The sequence below is a fragment of the Thermaerobacillus caldiproteolyticus genome (assembly GCF_013761245.1).
GTDB classification, from domain to species: domain Bacteria; phylum Bacillota; class Bacilli; order Bacillales; family Anoxybacillaceae; genus Thermaerobacillus; species Thermaerobacillus caldiproteolyticus.
The window spans coordinates 161,598-180,691 of sequence record NZ_JACDUT010000003.1; the positions used below are offsets into that span (position 1 = coordinate 161,598).

22 protein-coding genes are annotated in these 19,094 nt (G+C 43.6%); all 22 read left to right on the forward strand.

The genetic code is table 11. From position 1 onward, the window contains the following. The first annotated feature begins 164 nt into the window (after window positions 1-164). The 22 genes from upp to nuoN all read left to right on the forward strand — a co-directional run bounded on the left by upp (window position 165) and on the right by nuoN (window position 19,092). Complete coding sequence (gene upp / locus HNR31_RS06125) at window positions 165-794, forward strand: uracil phosphoribosyltransferase (protein ID WP_181555385.1); 630 nt, start codon at window positions 165-167, stop codon at window positions 792-794. Window positions 795-1,076: 282 nt separating this feature from the next. Continuing rightward, window positions 1,077-1,298, forward strand: coding sequence for an AtpZ/AtpI family protein (locus HNR31_RS06130; RefSeq protein WP_181555386.1), 222 nt, complete (start codon window positions 1,077-1,079; stop codon window positions 1,296-1,298). A gap of 4 nt (window positions 1,299-1,302) precedes the next feature. Further along, on the forward strand, window positions 1,303-1,686 hold the full coding sequence (locus HNR31_RS06135) for an ATP synthase subunit I (RefSeq protein ID WP_181555387.1): 384 nt from the start codon (window positions 1,303-1,305) through the stop codon (window positions 1,684-1,686). Between the two features lie 18 nt (window positions 1,687-1,704). After that, window positions 1,705-2,418, forward strand: coding sequence for a F0F1 ATP synthase subunit A (atpB, locus tag HNR31_RS06140; protein ID WP_181555388.1), 714 nt, complete (start codon window positions 1,705-1,707; stop codon window positions 2,416-2,418). Window positions 2,419-2,471: 53 nt separating this feature from the next. Next, on the forward strand, window positions 2,472-2,684 hold the full coding sequence (atpE, locus tag HNR31_RS06145) for a F0F1 ATP synthase subunit C (RefSeq protein WP_017436872.1): 213 nt from the start codon (window positions 2,472-2,474) through the stop codon (window positions 2,682-2,684). A gap of 203 nt (window positions 2,685-2,887) precedes the next feature. Further along, window positions 2,888-3,409, forward strand: coding sequence for a F0F1 ATP synthase subunit B (gene atpF / locus HNR31_RS06150; RefSeq protein ID WP_181555529.1), 522 nt, complete (start codon window positions 2,888-2,890; stop codon window positions 3,407-3,409). Continuing rightward, the gene (locus HNR31_RS06155; protein WP_181555390.1) at window positions 3,406-3,942 is read left to right on the forward strand and encodes a F0F1 ATP synthase subunit delta; all 537 of its coding nucleotides are present in this window, start codon (window positions 3,406-3,408) and stop codon (window positions 3,940-3,942) included. Before atpF ends, HNR31_RS06155 begins: the two co-directional genes overlap by 4 nt. A 25-nt stretch (window positions 3,943-3,967) precedes the next feature. Next, a complete protein-coding gene (gene atpA, locus HNR31_RS06160) occupies window positions 3,968-5,476 on the forward strand; it encodes a F0F1 ATP synthase subunit alpha (RefSeq protein ID WP_181555391.1) in 1,509 nt (502 codons plus the stop codon). Between the two features lie 96 nt (window positions 5,477-5,572). Continuing rightward, complete coding sequence (locus HNR31_RS06165) at window positions 5,573-6,430, forward strand: F0F1 ATP synthase subunit gamma (RefSeq protein WP_181555392.1); 858 nt, start codon at window positions 5,573-5,575, stop codon at window positions 6,428-6,430. Between the two features lie 104 nt (window positions 6,431-6,534). Further along, window positions 6,535-7,956 (forward strand): F0F1 ATP synthase subunit beta, encoded by a 1,422-nt coding sequence (gene atpD, locus HNR31_RS06170; protein ID WP_181555393.1) that lies wholly within the window; start codon window positions 6,535-6,537, stop codon window positions 7,954-7,956. A gap of 25 nt (window positions 7,957-7,981) precedes the next feature. Next, on the forward strand, window positions 7,982-8,383 hold the full coding sequence (locus HNR31_RS06175) for a F0F1 ATP synthase subunit epsilon (protein ID WP_181555394.1): 402 nt from the start codon (window positions 7,982-7,984) through the stop codon (window positions 8,381-8,383). A gap of 320 nt (window positions 8,384-8,703) precedes the next feature. Beyond that, window positions 8,704-9,096: an NADH-quinone oxidoreductase subunit A gene (locus tag HNR31_RS06180; RefSeq protein ID WP_220129421.1), complete on the forward strand. Its 393-nt coding sequence runs from the start codon at window positions 8,704-8,706 to the stop codon at window positions 9,094-9,096. Then, entirely contained in the window at window positions 9,087-9,599 is a 513-nt protein-coding gene (locus tag HNR31_RS06185; protein ID WP_181555395.1) for a NuoB/complex I 20 kDa subunit family protein, read from the forward strand. Before HNR31_RS06180 ends, HNR31_RS06185 begins: the two co-directional genes overlap by 10 nt. 3 nt (window positions 9,600-9,602) lie before the next feature. Further along, complete coding sequence (locus HNR31_RS06190) at window positions 9,603-10,691, forward strand: NADH-quinone oxidoreductase subunit C (RefSeq protein ID WP_181555396.1); 1,089 nt, start codon at window positions 9,603-9,605, stop codon at window positions 10,689-10,691. Between the two features lie 3 nt (window positions 10,692-10,694). Beyond that, window positions 10,695-11,795 (forward strand): NADH-quinone oxidoreductase subunit D, encoded by a 1,101-nt coding sequence (locus HNR31_RS06195; RefSeq protein ID WP_181555397.1) that lies wholly within the window; start codon window positions 10,695-10,697, stop codon window positions 11,793-11,795. After that, window positions 11,792-12,793, forward strand: coding sequence for an NADH-quinone oxidoreductase subunit NuoH (gene nuoH, locus HNR31_RS06200; protein WP_181555531.1), 1,002 nt, complete (start codon window positions 11,792-11,794; stop codon window positions 12,791-12,793). The genes HNR31_RS06195 and nuoH overlap by 4 nt, the downstream gene beginning before the upstream one ends. A gap of 20 nt (window positions 12,794-12,813) precedes the next feature. Then, entirely contained in the window at window positions 12,814-13,233 is a 420-nt protein-coding gene (nuoI, locus tag HNR31_RS06205; protein WP_181555398.1) for an NADH-quinone oxidoreductase subunit NuoI, read from the forward strand. Further along, window positions 13,230-13,742, forward strand: a complete 513-nt coding sequence (locus tag HNR31_RS06210; RefSeq protein ID WP_181555399.1) for an NADH-quinone oxidoreductase subunit J — start codon at window positions 13,230-13,232, stop codon at window positions 13,740-13,742. The genes nuoI and HNR31_RS06210 overlap by 4 nt, the downstream gene beginning before the upstream one ends. After that, window positions 13,739-14,056, forward strand: coding sequence for an NADH-quinone oxidoreductase subunit NuoK (gene nuoK, locus HNR31_RS06215; protein ID WP_181555400.1), 318 nt, complete (start codon window positions 13,739-13,741; stop codon window positions 14,054-14,056). The genes HNR31_RS06210 and nuoK overlap by 4 nt, the downstream gene beginning before the upstream one ends. A 142-nt stretch (window positions 14,057-14,198) precedes the next feature. Further along, window positions 14,199-16,052 (forward strand): NADH-quinone oxidoreductase subunit L, encoded by a 1,854-nt coding sequence (gene nuoL / locus HNR31_RS06220; protein WP_181555401.1) that lies wholly within the window; start codon window positions 14,199-14,201, stop codon window positions 16,050-16,052. Further along, entirely contained in the window at window positions 16,052-17,578 is a 1,527-nt protein-coding gene (locus HNR31_RS06225; protein WP_181555402.1) for an NADH-quinone oxidoreductase subunit M, read from the forward strand. Before nuoL ends, HNR31_RS06225 begins: the two co-directional genes overlap by 1 nt. 5 nt (window positions 17,579-17,583) lie before the next feature. Further along, complete coding sequence (gene nuoN / locus HNR31_RS06230; protein WP_181555403.1) at window positions 17,584-19,092, forward strand: NADH-quinone oxidoreductase subunit NuoN; 1,509 nt, start codon at window positions 17,584-17,586, stop codon at window positions 19,090-19,092. The last annotated feature ends 2 nt before the right edge of the window (window positions 19,093-19,094 follow it).

Below are 19,094 nucleotides of genomic sequence, written 5' to 3' on the forward strand. Positions count from 1 at the left end.
GTGAGATTTGAAGCAACCCGGGGTCAAACCATCCCTCGGGGTGATAAAGGCCGTCTAGTGACCGAAGAACATTAAGAGCGCTTACGCTTTTCTTATTGAATCAGTCTAGCTTTTTCGGTAGAATTGAGGGAAGTGTAGACTGCAAAAAGAGGAGAGGATATTCAATGGGAAAAGTGTATGTGTTTGATCATCCACTCATCCAACATAAACTTACATATATCCGTGACAAGCACACAGGTACAAAAGAGTTTCGCGAACTGGTCGAAGAAGTGGCAACATTAATGGCGTTTGAAATTACGCGCGATCTTCCGCTTGAGGAAGTCGAAATTGAAACACCTGTTAGCAAGGCGAAATCGAAAGTGATCGCAGGGAAAAAGCTCGGTGTTATTCCGATTTTGCGTGCGGGTATCGGCATGGTAGACGGTATCTTAAAGCTGATTCCGGCTGCGAAAGTCGGGCATATCGGCTTATATCGTGACCCAGAAACGTTAAAGCCGGTAGAATATTATGTGAAACTACCAACGGATGTTGAAGAACGCGATTTTATTGTTGTTGATCCGATGTTAGCTACAGGCGGTTCCGCCGTGGAAGCTATCACTTCCTTGAAAAAACGAGGTGCGAAAAACATTAAATTCATGTGTTTAATTGCTGCTCCAGAAGGAGTAGAAGCCGTCAAACAAGCTCATCCTGATGTAGATATTTACATTGCGGCTTTAGACGAAAAACTAAACGACCACGGCTATATCGTTCCGGGACTTGGAGATGCCGGAGACCGTTTGTTTGGAACAAAATAGTGGGAATACTAAAAGACGGATCGCTTTACCGAGGTGATTCGTCTTTTTATTTTGAAAGGTAAAAAATACATAGTGAAAAAAGTAAACATATCATTATACACTAATAGAGTGAAAAAGAAATTAATAAATGTCACAAATTATTAATAATTTCGTCTAATTATTGACTTTTTCACTGAAAATACATTGACATTGACCGGTGCCTATTGTATGCTTACAGGGGATATAATGATAAGGTTTTCATAAAGTGGAAATAAAAAAATTTTTATACAGGGATGTATGTCTATGCGTCCTAAACAACGCCACCCTTTTCAAGCAATGGCGTTAATGTCTGCCATTGTTTCTCAGCTAGTCGGTTCGATTTTGGTAGGGATTTTCGGAGGAAGATGGGTTGATGAGAAACTTCATACCGAACCCGTTTTTCTCATTGTTGGTCTGCTGCTCGGACTAGCAACTGGGGTATACGCTATGATGCGTTTAATCCGTCAATACTTCCCAGAGGAGTAGCCACATGGAAAAATTCCAACAAATGTTCCTAAGACAGCAAAAATACATATTTTATTTATTGTCCCTTTATACATTAGGGTGGGGATTTACGGAATATAAAACGTTGTTTTTAAGTCTTATTCTTGGAACCGTTGTTAGCCTGTTCATGTTATGGAGTTTAGTCCGGAAAATCGAAAAATTCGGACGAGCGGTTGCTCATGGGAAGAAGGTTCGCTCAATTGGTACGTTCTCCCGTCTAGCAGCTGCTGCTCTTGCAGCCGCCATTGCCATCCAGTATCCGCAATATTTTTCCATTGTTCCTGTTGTGCTGGGATTAATGACATCCTATATTGTCATTATAATAGATTTCCTTCTGCAAAAATTTCAAAAAAATGGATATCATGTATGAAAGAGAGGTGAAGAACGGTTGCAACACAAGGCACCTATTTATGAGTTTTTAGGGCTTACTTTTAACTTATCCAATGTTTTAATGACGACGGTCACGAGTTTGATCGTATTCATCATTGCGATTGCCGCAACGCGATCTCTTCAGCTTCGTCCACGAGGAATGCAAAACTTCTTGGAATGGGTCTTTGATTTTGTGAAAGGGATCATTAATAGTACGATGGATTGGCAAACGGGTGGCCGCTTCTTAACGTTAGGTGTAACGCTCATCATGTACATTTTCGTGGCAAATATGCTTGGTCTACCGTTTTCCGTTCGCGTAGGGGAGGAGCTTTGGTGGAAATCTCCGACGGCGGATGCCACGATCACGCTGACTCTCGCAGTCATGGTCGTTGGGTTAACCCACTACTATGGCATTAAGATGAAAGGATTTAAGGCATATACCCTTGACTACTTTAGACCAATGAAGTTTTTATTCCCTTTAAAAATCGTTGAGGAATTTGCTAATACCTTAACGTTAGGCTTGCGTCTATACGGTAATATTTTTGCTGGAGAAATTTTGCTGGGGTTACTAGCAGGGCTTGCTACCAATGGCGGCGTTTTCGGTGCTATTGGCGCTGCGATCCCGATGATGGTATGGCAAGCATTCAGTATTTTTGTCGGCTGTATCCAAGCATTCATCTTCACGATGTTAACAATGGTTTATATGGCCCATAAAGTTAGCCAAGACCATTAAACATAAAAAATTTGAATATAAAAATGCAAATAGGTAGAAGGAGGATATTCACAATGAATTTAATTGCAGCTGCGATTGCAGTAGGTTTAGCGGCACTTGGTGCTGGTATTGGTAACGGTCTTATCGTAGGTCGTACAGTAGAAGGAATTGCTCGTCAACCAGAATTACGTCCTGTACTTCAAACAACAATGTTCATCGGGGTAGCGTTAGTCGAAGCGTTGCCTATTATTGGCGTAGTTATCTCATTTATCGTCATGAACAGATAATGAAATAACTCATTTATAATGGCGAAGTTCGTGTAGACAATCACCTTCGCCATTCCTTTATGTACTTTTCAAAAACGATGGAAGATCGTCTGTGAACGCCTTATGTGAGAAGCTTGTGATGGGTTTCACGTTCATCGCATAAGCGATAAGGTTGGCGTTTTAGAGGACAGCTGTTGAAGGGAGTGAAAGCGGTGTTAATAAGCATGAACACGTTGGTGTTAGGCGCTGCCGAACATCATACAGGCATTAACAGCGGTGATATTATCTTTCAATTACTCATCTTTTTAATCTTATTAGCATTGCTCCGTAAATACGCGTTCGGTCCACTAATGGGCATCATGAAGCAACGCGAAGAGCACATTGCTAATGAAATTGAACAAGCAGAAAAGCATCATCAAGAAGCAAAAAAACTTGCTGAAGAGCAACGTGAGTTAATGAAAAAATCTCGTCAAGAAGCACAGCAATTAATCGAAAATGCACGCAAGCTTGGCGAAGAGCAAAAAGAGGAAATTATCGCTGCGGCTCGTGCGGAAGCGGAGCGCTTAAAAGAAGCGGCGAAAAAAGAAATCGAGCGCGAAAAAGAGCAAGCGGTGGCTGCGTTGCGTGAGCAAGTGGCGTCTTTATCCGTATTGATTGCCTCAAAAGTGATTGAAAAAGAACTGAGCGAGCAAGATCAAGCGAAGCTGATCAGTGAGTACATTCAAGAGGTAGGAGAAGGGCGATGAATAAAGAAGTTGTAGCCAAACGATATGCGTTAGCTCTTTTTCAAATCGCCAAAGAACAGCAGCTCCTTGATCAGTTAGAAGAGGAAATTCGCGTCGTTCGACAAGTGTTTGCGGACAATGAAGCGTTTTTATCCGTATTAAATCATCCGAAGATATCACTGGAAAAGAAAAAGGCACTCATTCAAGAAACGTTCGCGTCGGTATCAACACCTTTGCAAAATACGTTACTGCTGTTGCTTGACCGCCATCGCATTGACATCGTCCCACAGCTGGCAAACGAATTTATTGCCCTTGCCAACGAGGTGCGCGGTGTAGCGGAGGCGACTGTGTACTCGGTTCGTCCGTTACGGGAAGAGGAAAAACAGGCACTTTCCGATGTATTTGCGAAAAAAGTCGGGAAAGTGGCGCTCCGTATCCATAATGTCGTTGATCCAAGCTTGATCGGCGGTGTGAAGCTTCGCATCGGTAACCGCATATATGACGGAAGCGTGAGCGGAAAATTAGAACGACTACAGCGTCAACTTATTGGCTAAAGATTTGTAGATAGGGGTGAAATGCATGAGCATCAGAGCTGAAGAAATTAGCGCGCTGATAAAAAAGCAAATTGAGAATTATCAGTCTGAAATTCAAGTGAGCGATGTAGGTACAGTAATCCAAGTTGGTGACGGTATCGCGCGCGCTCATGGCCTTGACAATGTCATGTCGGGGGAGCTTGTTGAGTTTGCAAACGGTGTCATGGGAATGGCACTCAACCTTGAAGAAAATAACGTCGGTATCGTTATCTTAGGACCATATACAGACATTAAAGAAGGCGATGAAGTGCGCCGTACAGGTCGTATCATGGAAGTGCCTGTAGGAGAAGCATTAATCGGCCGCGTTGTGAACCCATTAGGACAACCTGTGGACGGGCTAGGACCAATCGAAACGACAGAAACGCGTCCAATCGAAAGTCCAGCTCCTGGCGTTATGGACCGTAAATCCGTTCACGAACCGCTGCAAACAGGGATTAAAGCGATTGACGCGCTTGTGCCAATTGGTCGCGGTCAGCGTGAGTTAATCATTGGGGACCGCCAAACGGGTAAAACATCTGTTGCGATTGACACGATCATCAACCAAAAAGATCAAAACATGGTTTGTATTTATGTTGCGATCGGACAAAAAGAATCGACCGTTCGCAACGTTGTTGAGACATTGCGTAAACACGGAGCATTAGATTACACGATCGTCGTTACGGCGTCTGCATCCCAACCAGCTCCGCTTTTATTCCTAGCTCCATATGCAGGCGTATCCATGGGCGAATACTTCATGTACAAAGGGCGACATGTGCTTGTCGTATACGATGACTTATCCAAGCAAGCTGCGGCTTATCGTGAGCTGTCTCTATTATTACGTCGTCCACCAGGCCGTGAAGCGTATCCAGGGGATGTGTTCTACTTGCACTCTCGCCTCTTAGAGCGTGCGGCAAAATTAAGCGATGCCAAAGGTGCTGGTTCATTAACGGCATTGCCATTCGTTGAGACACAAGCTGGCGACATTTCTGCATACATTCCAACGAACGTCATTTCGATCACAGACGGACAAATTTTCTTGCAATCTGACTTATTCTTCTCTGGCGTGCGCCCAGCGATTAATGCAGGTCTTTCCGTATCTCGCGTCGGTGGTGCAGCGCAAATCAAAGCGATGAAAAAAGTAGCTGGTACGCTTCGCCTTGACTTAGCGGCTTATCGTGAGCTTGAAGCGTTCGCACAGTTCGGTTCCGACCTTGATAAAGCGACACAAGCGAAACTTGCACGCGGTGCACGTACGGTAGAAGTATTAAAACAGGATTTACACCAGCCGCTTCCGGTCGAAAAACAAGTGGCAATCATTTACGCATTAACGCGTGGATTCTTAGACGATATTCCAGTTGAAGACATTCGTCGCTTTGAGAAAGAATTTTTCCAATGGCTCGATCAAAATCGTCAAGACTTGCTTGAGCATATTCGCACAACAAAAGACCTTCCAAACGAAGAAGATTTCAATAAAGCGATCGAAGACTTCAAGAAAACGTTTGTCGTTTCTGAATAACAATGGCAACGGAACAGAAGGGACGCGATGCTTCTGTTCCTTGTCTATTCCTCATATTTGAAAACAGAATCAGCGCTAAAAAGGTGGTGAAAACCTTTGGCATCATTACGTGACATTAAAACACGCATTAACTCGACAAAGAAAACGAGTCAAATTACAAAGGCGATGGAGATGGTCTCGGCTTCTAAGTTAAACCGTGCTGAAATGAATGCGAAATCGTTTGTTCCGTATATGGAAAAAATTCAAGAAGTCGTTGCCAACATCGCGCTCGGAAGCTCTAATGCTACGCATCCGATGCTAATAAAACGGCCGGTGAAAAAGACAGGATATTTAGTCATTACATCGGATCGCGGTCTAGCCGGGGCATACAACAGTAACGTTCTTCGTGCTGTTTATCAAACGATTCAACAGCGCCACCAGTCGCCTGATGAGTATGCTGTCATCGCGATTGGACGCATTGGTTTAAGCTTTTTCAACAAACGCAACATTCCCGTCGTTTTAAATATTACCGGTCTACCTGACCAACCGTCATTTGCTGATATTAAAGCGATTGCCAGCCAAACTGTCAATATGTTTGCCGACGGAACATTTGATGAACTGTACATGTATTACAACCATTTTGTGAGTGCGATCCAGCAAGATGTGGCAGAGAAAAAATTATTGCCGCTCACCGATTTAGCGACAACCAAAAAGTCAGCATCGTACGAATTTGAACCTTCACAAGAAGAGATTTTAGAAGTGCTTTTGCCGCAGTATGCAGAAAGCTTAATTTACGGAGCGTTATTGGATGCGAAGGCGAGCGAACATGCCGCGCGCATGACAGCAATGAAAAACGCAACCGACAACGCGAAGGAACTCATTCGCACGCTTACCCTTTCATACAACCGCGCTCGTCAAGCAGCGATTACACAAGAAATTACAGAAATCGTGGCAGGAGCGAATGCGTTGCAATAATGTGACAAATGGAACTTCAACACGGAAAAAGCTTTTGGAACAGACATACAATCAGCGTTTTATGACCCAAAAGCTTTGCAAGTAGCAAGTTAGGAGGGAAAACGATGGCAAAAGGACGCGTTATTCAAGTTATGGGTCCAGTTGTAGACGTAAAGTTCGAAAACGGACATCTTCCTGCGATTTACAACGCCCTTAAAATTCAGCACAAAGCGCGCAACGAAAACGAAATCGATATCGACTTAACATTAGAAGTAGCCCTTCACCTTGGTGATGACACGGTTCGTACCATTGCTATGGCATCAACAGACGGTCTCATTCGTGGAATGGAAGTCATTGATACAGGTGCGCCAATCTCCGTTCCAGTAGGTGAAGTAACGCTTGGGCGCGTATTCAACGTATTAGGCGAACCGATTGACTTAGATGGCGACATTCCAGCGGATGTACGCCGCGATCCAATTCATAAGCCAGCACCAAAATTTGAGCAACTTTCTACGCAGGTAGAAATTTTAGAAACAGGAATTAAAGTTGTAGACCTGCTTGCGCCATACATTAAAGGTGGAAAAATCGGTCTTTTCGGTGGTGCAGGTGTAGGTAAAACAGTTCTTATCCAAGAATTGATTAACAATATTGCTCAAGAGCACGGCGGTATCTCTGTATTTGCTGGGGTCGGTGAACGCACTCGTGAAGGTAACGACCTTTACCATGAAATGAAAGACTCCGGCGTTATTAACAAAACGGCAATGGTGTTCGGACAAATGAACGAGCCACCTGGAGCACGTATGCGTGTGGCATTAACAGGTTTAACAATGGCGGAATATTTCCGTGACGAACAAGGACAAGACGTGTTGCTCTTTATCGACAACATTTTCCGTTTCACGCAAGCAGGTTCTGAGGTTTCTGCGCTATTAGGACGCATGCCATCTGCGGTAGGTTACCAACCAACGCTTGCGACAGAAATGGGTCAATTACAAGAGCGTATCACTTCAACAGCTGTTGGTTCTATCACGTCTATTCAAGCGATTTACGTACCAGCGGACGACTATACAGACCCAGCGCCAGCGACAACATTCGCGCACTTAGATGCAACAACTAACTTAGAGCGTAAATTGTCGGAGATGGGGATTTACCCTGCGGTAGACCCGCTTGCATCCACATCTCGTGCGCTTTCACCAGAAATTGTTGGCGAAGAACATTACCAAGTTGCACGTAAAGTACAACAAACATTACAGCGTTACAAAGAATTGCAAGATATTATTGCGATTCTTGGTATGGATGAGCTTTCTGATGAAGACAAACTTGTCGTTCAGCGCGCTCGTCGTATCCAATTCTTCTTATCACAAAACTTCCACGTTGCGGAGCAATTTACAGGTCAACCTGGTTCTTACGTGCCTGTTAAAGAAACAGTTCGCGGCTTCAAAGAAATTCTTGAAGGTAAATACGACCATATTCCTGAAGATGCTTTCCGCTTAGTAGGACGCATTGAAGAGGTCGTTGAAAGAGCGAAGCAAATGGGCGTAGAAGTTTAATTTAGGGACCTAGGAGGATTTTATGATGAAAACGATCAAAGTCAGTGTCGTTACTCCTGATGGCCCGGTATATGAAGCGGACGTCGAAATGGTTAGCACGAAAGCAAAAAGCGGAGAGCTCGGAATTTTACCGGGGCACATTCCGTTAGTAGCTCCACTGGAAATCGGGGCATTACGCTTAAAAAAGGATGGGAAAACAGAGCTGATTGCTGTAAGTGGCGGATTCCTTGAAGTTCGTCCAGATAAAGTGACCGTTTTAGCACAAGCAGCAGAAAAAGCAGAAGATATTGATGTCGTTCGCGCAAGAGCGGCGAAAGAACGCGCAGAACAACGTTTGCAAGGCAAACAAGACGACATCGATTTTAAACGTGCAGAGCTTGCTTTAAAACGGGCAATCAATCGTTTAAATGTAGCTGGAACAAAATAAATCCAAAAGAACGGGAGAGAATGGTTTCTCCCGTTCTTTTTTATTTGTCCGAAAAGAAAACTGTCTAGTTCGGCGGCTGGCCCTTCTGTGCCAACCGGCCCGTTTTGAAGTGACAAGCACTTCTCCGAGGCAAGAACATTTGCTCATCTCATTTAATGGATCGTCTCTGCTTTTATTATTCATGAAAGTTAAACAATATCAATATATTCCTTATAAGATAAGGGAATAGCGTTCTGTCGACACTTCTGGATATAAATGTTATAATGATATCGATTACATGTCATAATTATTTGATATTTTTAAAAAATTTAAGGTAATAGATGGCAAAGGGGGCGGACATAGGGGTGCTCAATGTATACTTAAATAACTATTTAATCGTTTTTGTGTTTTTATGCTTGGGGATTTTGCTTCCTGTTGTTGCGTTAACGGCAGGGCGTTTTTTACGACCGAATGTACCGAGTGATGCGAAACAGACGTCATACGAAAGCGGAATCGAACCATTCCATGATTCACGTATTCAATTTAATGTTCGCTACTATATTTTCGCGCTTTTATTCGTCATTTTCGATGTAGAAACTGTATTTTTATATCCGTGGGCAGTTGCTTACGATCGGCTTGGATTATTCGCTCTGGTCGAAATGCTCATTTTTGTTCTTATGTTGGTAATTGGTCTCGTTTATGCTTGGAAAAAGAAGGTGTTAAAATGGATGTAAAATTGTTGAACGTACCGGAAGAAGAAATGGAAGAACTGCGACGCAATGTCTTTTTGACAACATTAGAACAATTGAAAGCTTGGGCGCGCAGCAACTCGTTATGGCCATTGACGTTTGGGTTAGCCTGTTGCGCGATTGAAATGATGGGCGTTGGTTCTTCTCATTACGATTTAGATCGTTTCGGCTCCTTCTTCCGAGCCTCTCCGCGTCAATCAGATGTTATGATTGTATCGGGAACGGTAACGAAAAAAATGGCCCCGATTGTTCGCCGCTTATATGATCAAATGCCAGAACCGAAATGGGTCATTGCGATGGGGTCCTGTGCAACAGCGGGAGGGCCATACATCAAATCCTACTCGGTCGTGAAAGGTGTCGATCAAATTGTGCCAGTCGATGTATATATTCCAGGATGCCCTCCGAACCCGGCTGCATTGATTTACGGAATTAATAAGTTAAAAGAAAAGATTCGTTATGAAGCAAAGACAGGGAAGAAGGTGCTGTAGTCGATGAGCGATGAAAAAGATTTACAGCAGCAAAAAAAAGAAGCAGCAGAACGAGCGAAACAATTAGCTCGTGAACGCATAGCTGCTAAAAAAGCCGCCGAGCAAACTGAACAGACGCTCGAAGAAACATCGGCCCATTCTGAAAAAGAGACCAGCGAACAAGAAGACGACCTAGAACTGGCAAAGAAAAAAGCCGCGGCAGCAGCAAAGGCAAAAGCCGCGGCGCTGGCGAAACAGAGGGCAAAAGAAGCAGAACAAACCGAGTCATCAGTGGGAAGTGAAGATGACCTAGATCTCGCAAAGAAAAAAGCGGCCGCAGCAGCGAAAGCAAAAGCCGCCGCTCTTGCGAAACAAAAAGCAAAAGAAACGGCAAATGAAGAAACGGATGATGACATAGCGAAACAAAAAGCGATTGCCGCTGCCAAAGCGAAAGCGAAGGCGGAAGCACTCGCGAAACAACAAGAGGGAAGCGGTACAGCTGCAAGTGATGATGAAATTGCAAAAGCCAAAGCGAAGGCGATTGCAGCGGCGAAGGCAAAAGCAGCAGCGGCGGCAAAGGCGAAAGCCGCAAACGCAGGCGGGGCGGAATCGCCAGAACGGGAGGAAACGCCATCACCTAACCAACCGTTGCTCGATAAATATGTGAAAGTCATTAAAGAGCATCTCGGCGATGACGTGTTAGAAGATGCTTATATTAATCGTCTTTCTAAAGATGTTCCTACTCTTGTGGCAAAAAAAGATACATATTACAAAATCGCAGAGTTTTTAAAATACAATGAACAGCTTGGGTTTGACTATTTATCGGAGTTACATGGAACCGATTTTGAAACGCATATGGAAGTGTATGTTCACCTGTATTCGTACAAAAATCATCAGTCAGTTGCCCTAAAAGTGAAGCTTGATCGAGACCATCCAGAAATTGATTCGCTTGTGCCGCTTTGGCAAGGAGCGAACTGGCCGGAATGCGAAGCGTATGATTTACTTGGCATTCGCTTTAGAGGACACCCAAATTTAATTCGCATTTTTTTAGGAGAAAATTGGATTGGTCATCCGCTCCGAAAAGATTACGAACCGTATGATGTGGAGGTGTAGCTTATGCTTCGAACGGAAGAAATGCTTCTTAATGTAGGGCCGCAGCATCCAAGTACGCACGGCGTTTTTCGCCTCGTATTAAAAATCGATGGGGAAATTATTCAAGAGGCTACACCTGTCATTGGTTATCTTCACCGCGGCACGGAAAAACTTGCGGAAAACTTGCAATATACGCAGATCATTCCGTATACAGACCGGATGGACTACTTGTCAGCGATGACGAATAACTATGTCATTTGCCACGCTGTCGAAACGATGATGGGCATCAAAGTTCCGGAACGAGCAGAGTATTTGCGCGTCCTTGCCATGGAGCTCGGGCGCATCGCCAGCCACCTTGTTTGGTGGGGAACGTACTTATTGGATATTGGTGCAGTAAGTCCGTTTTTGTATGCGTTTCGCGAGCGGGAAATGATTATTAATCTACTAAATGAACTGTCAGGAGCACGTCTCACGTTTAACTATATGCGTGTCGGTGGCGTCAAATGGGACGCGCCGGACGGTTGGATTGAAAAGGTGAAAGAGTTTGTTCCTTATATGCGCAAGCAGCTTGCAGGATACCATGAGCTTGTCACAGGGAACGAAATTTTCCGTCAGCGCGTTATCGGTGTTGGGAAATATACAAAAGAAGAGGCCATAAACTATTCGTTAAGCGGTGTTAACCTTCGCTGTACAGGTGTGAAGTGGGATTTGCGGAAAAACGAGCCGTATTCCATTTATGATCGCTTTGATTTCGATGTGCCCGTACGCGATACCGGTGACTGCTTTGCGCGTTATGAGTGCCGGCTTGCCGAAATTGAGGAGTCGCTAAAAATTATTGAACAGGCGTGTGAACAATTCCCGAAAGAAGGGGAAATTATGGCGAAGGTGCCGCGCATTATTAAAGCACCGCCGGGAGAAGCGTTTGTCCGTATTGAATCTCCACGTGGTGAAATCGGCTGTTATATTGCCAGCGATGGAAAAAAAGAACCGTATCGTCTCAAATTCCGTCGACCATCGTTTTACAACTTGCAAATACTCCCAAAATTATTAAAAGGAGAAAATATTGCTAACTTAATTGCGATTCTAGGGGCGATTGATATTGTGCTCGGGGAGGTCGATGGATAATGGAGGAATTATTGCATTCTGCTCCAAGTTGGACGAACTTAGCTATCTTTTTTGGACTTGGGACCGCTCTTTTACTCGTTGTGCTCGGCTTTGTCACATACGGGATTTTAGCGGAACGAAAAGTGATGGGATTTATGCAGGGACGTTATGGTCCAAATCAAGTCGGTGGTCGCTGGGGATTATTACAAACCGTAGCTGACGTCTTAAAATTGCTTCTTAAAGAAGATACGATTCCTAAAGCAGCAGACAAACCATTATTTGTTTTAGCGCCCGTAATCGCTTTTGCGCCGGCGTTTATGGTGCTAGCAACATTGCCGTTTACAGATGAGCTTCAGTTTGCTGATATCGGCGTCGGTTTGTTATACTATATTGCTGTTTCCGGATTAACGACGGTAGGCGTTGTCACTGGAGCGTGGGCATCGAACAATAAATATGCACTGCTCGGTGGCATGCGGGCAGCAGCACAAATGATTTCATATGAAATTCCGCTCGTTATGTCCGTGCTTGGTGTCGTTTTGTTAGCTGGCAGTCTAAATTTAAACGATATTGTTGAAGCTCAAAAGCACGTTTGGTACATTTTTGTTCAACCAATCGGCTTTCTCGTCTTTCTCATCGCTTCGGTCGCTGAGTTAAACCGAACACCGTTTGACTTGCCAGAAGCGGAGTCCGAGCTTGTCGCTGGATTCCATGTCGAGTACTCAGGATTCCGTTGGGCATTCTTTATGCTCGCTGAATACGTGTATTTCTTCGCAATGGCGGCACTTACAACTATATTGTTTTTAGGCGGCTGGCAGCCTGTTATGCTCCTTGATTTTATTCCTGGTGCTGTTTGGTTTTCATTAAAATTTAGCGCGGTTGTTTTTTTGCTAATTTGGTTCCGGGTTACATTTCCGCGTCTGCGAGCCGATCAGTTAATGGAATTTGGTTGGAAAGTATTACTTCCAGTAGCATTGGCCAACATTTTTATTACCGCGCTCATAAAGGGTCTATTTTTCTAATGAAATGAGGTGAGCATAACATGATAGGCTTGGCAAAAGGTTTAACGTATACCCTAAAAAATTTAACGAAGCAAAAAGTCACCTATGATTACCCGAACGAGCCACTTGCACTTCCTGAGCGATTTCGCGGTATTCAAAAGTTTTACCCAGAAAAATGTATCGTCTGTAATCAATGCGCCAACATTTGCCCGACGGACTGTATTCAATTGACAGGAAAAAAACACCCTGATCCAACGAAAAAGGGAAAAATTATTGATACGTATGATATCAACTTTGAAATTTGCATCTTATGTGACCTTTGCACAGAGGTCTGTCCGACAGAAGCAATTGTGATGACGAATAACTTTGAGTTGGCAGAATATAGTCGCGATGCTCTATTTAAAGACTTAGCGTGGCTTGACGAAAATGATACGAATGTGAGAAAGGAGAATAAACCGTGAGCGGAGAATATCTCGCATTTTTAGGGCTCGCGCTTGTCGCCATTGCCGGTGGAGTTATGATGCTCAATTTAACGAAAGTTGTGCATATGGTTGTTGCGCTTGTGTTTACATTTGTAAGCATCGCCGGTCTTTATGTTCTCTTATCGGCAGAATTTGTCGCTGCCGTCCAAGTACTCATTTATTCCGGAGCGATTACGATCATCATGTTATTTGGAATTATGTTAACGCGTCATCAAGACGAAGAGGAAACAACGACAGGGGGATTTTGGCGAAAAGCCTTAACGGCGTTAGCTGTGTTCGCGTTTGGCATTGCTGTCTATATCGGCATCTATCGTTTGGATTTTGGCGAGCAGGCCACACACCTTCATGAAAAAAATACGGAACAAATCGGAGTCGCCTTATACTCGAAATATATCATTCCATTTGAGATTACGTCGGTCATTCTATTAGTCGCACTTGTCGGGGCGATTGTGTTAGCGAAAAAAGAAGATGAGGAGGCGCAAAAATGACGAGCTCTGTTCCGTTATCCGCCTATCTTGTGCTGGCTTTAGTGTTATTTTGTATCGGGTTATACGGAGCACTGACAAAACGAAATACAGTCATTGTGCTCATCTGTATTGAGTTAATGCTCAATGCAGTCAATATTAATTTAGTCGCCTTCAGCAAATACGGGGGAAATCCGAGCATTACAGGACAAATCTTTTCACTATTTACGATTACAGTGGCCGCAGCTGAAGCAGCGGTAGGACTAGCCATTTTAATAGCGCTCTACCGCAATCGAAAAACAGTTCGTATCGATGAAATCGATTCGATGAAGCATTAATGGAGATGGTCAGATAGAGGAGCTATCCATATATATGGGGGATTTTTATAAAAACGAGTTCGGTATATCGAAAATGAAAAAGGGGTGTTCTCTTACTAATACTAAAAGAGATCGCTCTTTATAAAAAGGGGATTGTGATACAATGATGGAAAATGCTTGGCTTATACCGCTTTTTCCGCTCTTTTCCTTTTTGATTTTACTTCTTGTCGGCAAGAGAATGAAAGAAACCAGTGCTTATGTCGGCATTATCATGACGTTTCTTTCGTTTATCGGTGCTGTAGCAGTGCTTTTGGAACGGCTTGATGCACCGACGTATAAAGCAGAACAAGTATGGTTCACCATTGGCAGCATCAAAATCACAGCTGGTTTTGAAGTGAATGCACTGAATGCGCTCATGCTTGTCGTTGTATCGCTTGTCAGTTTTCTTGTACATATATATTCAAAAGGATATATGCACGGGGATGATCGGTTTTCAGTATTTTATGCCTATTTAGGCCTGTTTACGTTTGCAATGCTTGGTCTAGTCATGTCACCAAACTTGTTGCAAACATATGTATTTTGGGAACTTGTCGGTCTCGGTTCATTCTTATTAATCGGTTTTTACTTTTACAAAGAGGAAGCAAAAGCGGCAGCGAAAAAAGCGTTTATTATGACGCGCATCGGCGATGTCGGCTTGCTGATCGGAATGATTCTATTATTTTGGCAAGCGGGTAGCTTTGAATATGATCATATTTTCGCAGCAGTCAAAGCAGGAAACGTTTCACAAACCATGATTACGCTATCAGCGATTTTGATCTTTATCGGAGCGGTGGGTAAATCTGGTCAGTTTCCGCTTCATACATGGCTTCCGGATGCGATGGAAGGTCCGACGCCAGTTTCGGCACTTATTCACGCTGCTACGATGGTCGCAGCCGGTGTATACCTTGTTGCCGCGCTCTTTCCGCTTTATGAAGCAAGCGAAACAGCAATGTTGACGGTTGCCATAGTAGGTGGTTTTACCGCAATTTTTGCTGCTTCTATCGGTTTGGTACAAACGGATATTAAACGCGTCTTAGCATATTCTACGGTAAGCCAGCTTGGCTATATGATGCTTGCTCTTGGTTCTGGAGGATATGTGGCAGGTATATTTCACTTAACGACGCATGCGTTTTTTAAAGCTTTGCTGTTTTTAGCAGCTGGAAGTGTCATTCATGCGGTTCAGACGCAAGATATTGAGAAAATGGGCGGTCTTTGGCGAAAAATGCCGCTGACAGCGCCTCTATTTCTTATTGGAACATTAGCGATTAGCGGCGTGCCGCTTCTATCGGGATTTTTTAGTAAGGATGAGATCTTGGTGGCGGCATGGACGCATGGGCATTCGGTATTATTTTGGATTGCCGTTTTGGCAGCGTTTTTTACCGCATTTTACATGTTCCGCTTATTCTTCCTTGTCTTTAGTGGGGAAGGGCGTCACGAGGCGAAAGAGGTTCATGAATCACCGGCCGTTATGACGTTTCCGATGATCGTGCTTTCTGTTTTGGCCATTTTTTCTGGATACATCAATACACCGTGGTTTGGCACATTTCTCGGCGACTGGCTTACGGATGAGGGATTCGCTCATGAAGAAGCGCCAAGTTGGATTATGGTTGTGGCGACGGTTGTCTCACTGCTTGGGATCTTATTAGCGTGGCTTATGTACGGCAGACGTTCTTTAGCAAGAGATTGGCTCAGCTCAAGAGCTCCACTCACATACAATGTACTTTTCAACAAATATTATATTGATGAGTTTTATGCAATGACGTTCGGCTATGTGACGAAATTCATTAGTGTATTATGCAAATACATCGATCGCTTTGTGGTGGAAGGGATTGCAGTTGCCATTGCCGCAATAACAAAAGCGATCGGAGCATTCGGTGCACGACTGCAAAACGGGCAAGTACAAATGTATGGAGCGGTGACGTTGATCGGTTTGACGATTCTTGTCGTCATTCTTGCTTTCACAGGGGGGTATTTATAATGAATGGAACGTACTTTCTTTCGCTGATCATTTTCTCCCCGCTGCTTGGCATTATATTGTTAGCATTTGTACCAAAGACGCAAGAGCAGACAATTAAATTACTCGGTTTTTTGGCAACATTGCCTTCGCTCATATTAGCGTTATTTGCCTTCGTCCAATATTTACGGGGTTATGATCTTAACCGGTTAGCGGAAAAACATAATTGGATTCATTTTGGGAAGTTTTCGTTTCTCACAGAATCAACGTTTGCTGTTGACTACGAGCTGAATGTTGACGGGTTCGCCCTTGTGATGATCGTGCTTACGGCCCTTTTGGCAACACTTGCAGCGGTAGCCTCCATTCATATTAAAAAAGAATGGAAAGGGTATTTCATGCTGTTTCTTCTTTTAGAAATCGGCATGCTCGGCGTATTTGCTGCTGGAAACTTACTGTTGTTCTTCATTTTCTTTGAGATTACTTTAATTCCAATGTTTTTCTTAATAGGGAAATGGGGATATTTCGAAAAAGAAAAAGCAGCGTATAGCTACTTAATTTATAACGGAATTGGTTCCGCCATTTTATTAATTGTCATTTTAATTTTATTTGCTCGGACCGGCACATCGAACATTTCATTATTGAAAGAGATGCTACATAATCCGGCTGCAAAGGCACAACTGATTGCACCGATTTCTAATGATTTGCAATATGGTTTATTTATCGCGCTACTGGTGGCATTTGGGGTAAAATTACCCATTGTACCGCTTCATCGTTGGATGTTGCGCGTTCACGTTCAAGCGCCACCATCGATTGTTATGTTGCACTCAGGGGTGCTATTGAAAATCGGGGCATTCGGTCTCATTCGCTTTGGACTTGGACTATTTCCCGAGCAATTTCGACATTTTGCGTTATTCATTGCCATTTTAGGTGTTGTGAATTTGCTGTATGGAGCATTTTTAGCGTTCACTCAAGATGATTTTAAAATGGTACTTGCCTACTCAAGTATTTCCCATATGGGCATTGTCTTAATCGGGTTAGGAGCGCTCAATGAAGCCGGAATCCAAGGTGCGATTTTCCAAGTTGTGTCACACGGATTCATTTCTGCTTTACTGTTCTTGCTTGTAAGCATCTTTTACGAGCGAGCTCATACGACCATGCTAGGGAATTTAGGGGGAGCGGCAAAAGCGATGCCGCTAACAGCTGGATTTTTGCTAGCGGGAGCGATGGCTTCGCTCGGGTTGCCAGGAATGTCTGGATTTATTAGTGAGTTCACCGCGTTCTTAGGTCTATTTAAAGTAGCGCCTATCATTGCTGCTATTGGTACAATCGGCATTATTATGACAGCTGCTTATTTATTGCGTGCGGTATTAAACATTACGTACGGCACAGCAAAGCGTGACTACAGAGAAGTTGTCGATATTCAAGTGATTGAAATCGTTCCTGTACTAGTGCTTTTAGGGCTTATTATTTTCATTGGTGTATACCCACATATTTTAGCGCATCCATTGCAAGCAACGATTGAAACGATGCTAGACGGGTTAGGAGGGTGAGAGAAATGAAGTGGGAGACTTTAGTTCAGTATAAATGGGGAATGATGACACCAGAATTCATCATTCTTGGTGTGGCGACCATTCTCTCGCTCATCGACCTATTCATGCCAAGAGGCAAAGATCGTCGGCTGCTTGCATGGTTTGCGTTCGTGGGAGTTGCGATTGCGTTTGTTTCTGTTATTGGACTTCTTCCAGCTAAGACGGCATCCATTTTATACGATACGTTTCGCCTTGATGCATTTGCAAAAGCCTTTAAGCTCCTTTTATTAGCAGGAGCGGCGCTTGTTTTGTTGCTGGCGCTTGATTATAAGCCAAAAGAGGGGATAAAGTATCGCGGCGAATTTTATTATTTATTTTTAACAGCCTTACTCGGCGCGATGATGATGACATCAAGCGGAGATTTAATAACGTTATTTGTAGGTTTGGAACTTTTATCCGTGTCTTCTTATATCTTGGCGGGGCTAAGGAAAACATATAGACTGTCGAATGAATCAGCGATGAAATACGTCATTAATGGCGGAATTTCAACAGCGATGACGTTATTTGGCATGAGTTATGTATTCGGATTAACCGGTTCGACGAACTTAAAAAAGATCGCAGTGCAATTAAGTACGCTCACTGATGGTGGTCAACAATATTTGCTTGCGCTTGCTTTTCTCATTTTATTCGTTGGACTGTCGTTTAAGCTTGCGTCTGTTCCGTTTCACATGTGGGCGCCCGATGTGTATCAAGGAGCACCGACTCCGGTTACGGCTTTTTTAAGCGTTGTGTCCAAAACAGCTGGATTTGTCATTGTTTTGCGCCTATTTATTACAATATTTGCGGCTGCTCCATCGCATGGAAAAGACCCGTCATCAATGTTGTTATCTATGCAAGATTATATTGCCTTTTTAGCAGGAGCGACGATGATTATCGGAAATACGATTGCGTTAAAACAACGAAATGTCAAGCGTCTATTCGCCTATTCAAGCATCGCCCATGCCGGTTACGTCTTAGTCGGCTTTGCAGCGATGTCATGGGTGATGGTGGACTCAATATGGTTTTATTTCGTTGCTTATTTGCTCATGAATCTTGGTGCCTTTGCGATTTTACAAGTGATTTCAGATCAGTCAGGTTCAGAAGATATCAGCCATTTTGCGGGGCTTTATAAACGAAATCCGTTCATGGCAATGACAATGGGCATTTTCTTACTGTCTCTTGCCGGTATACCGGGAACCGCAGGCTTTATTGGAAAGGTAAATATCTTTTTAGGGGCGTTCATGACAGAACCAGCTCACTATGTACTCGCTGCTATTATGATTGCCACAACAGTCGTATCCTATGTATATTACTTTGGATTATTTACCCAAATCTTTTTCCGCGCGACAGCTGAGCATGAGCCTATCAAGTTGCCGCTTGGTGTAACCATTGTGGTTATTGTTTGCGCTGTTGGTACCATTTTATTTGGGATTATCCCAAGCCTGGCCTATAACTTTTTAGATCAATTTCAACATTTTGGCGATTTTCTTCAGTAACG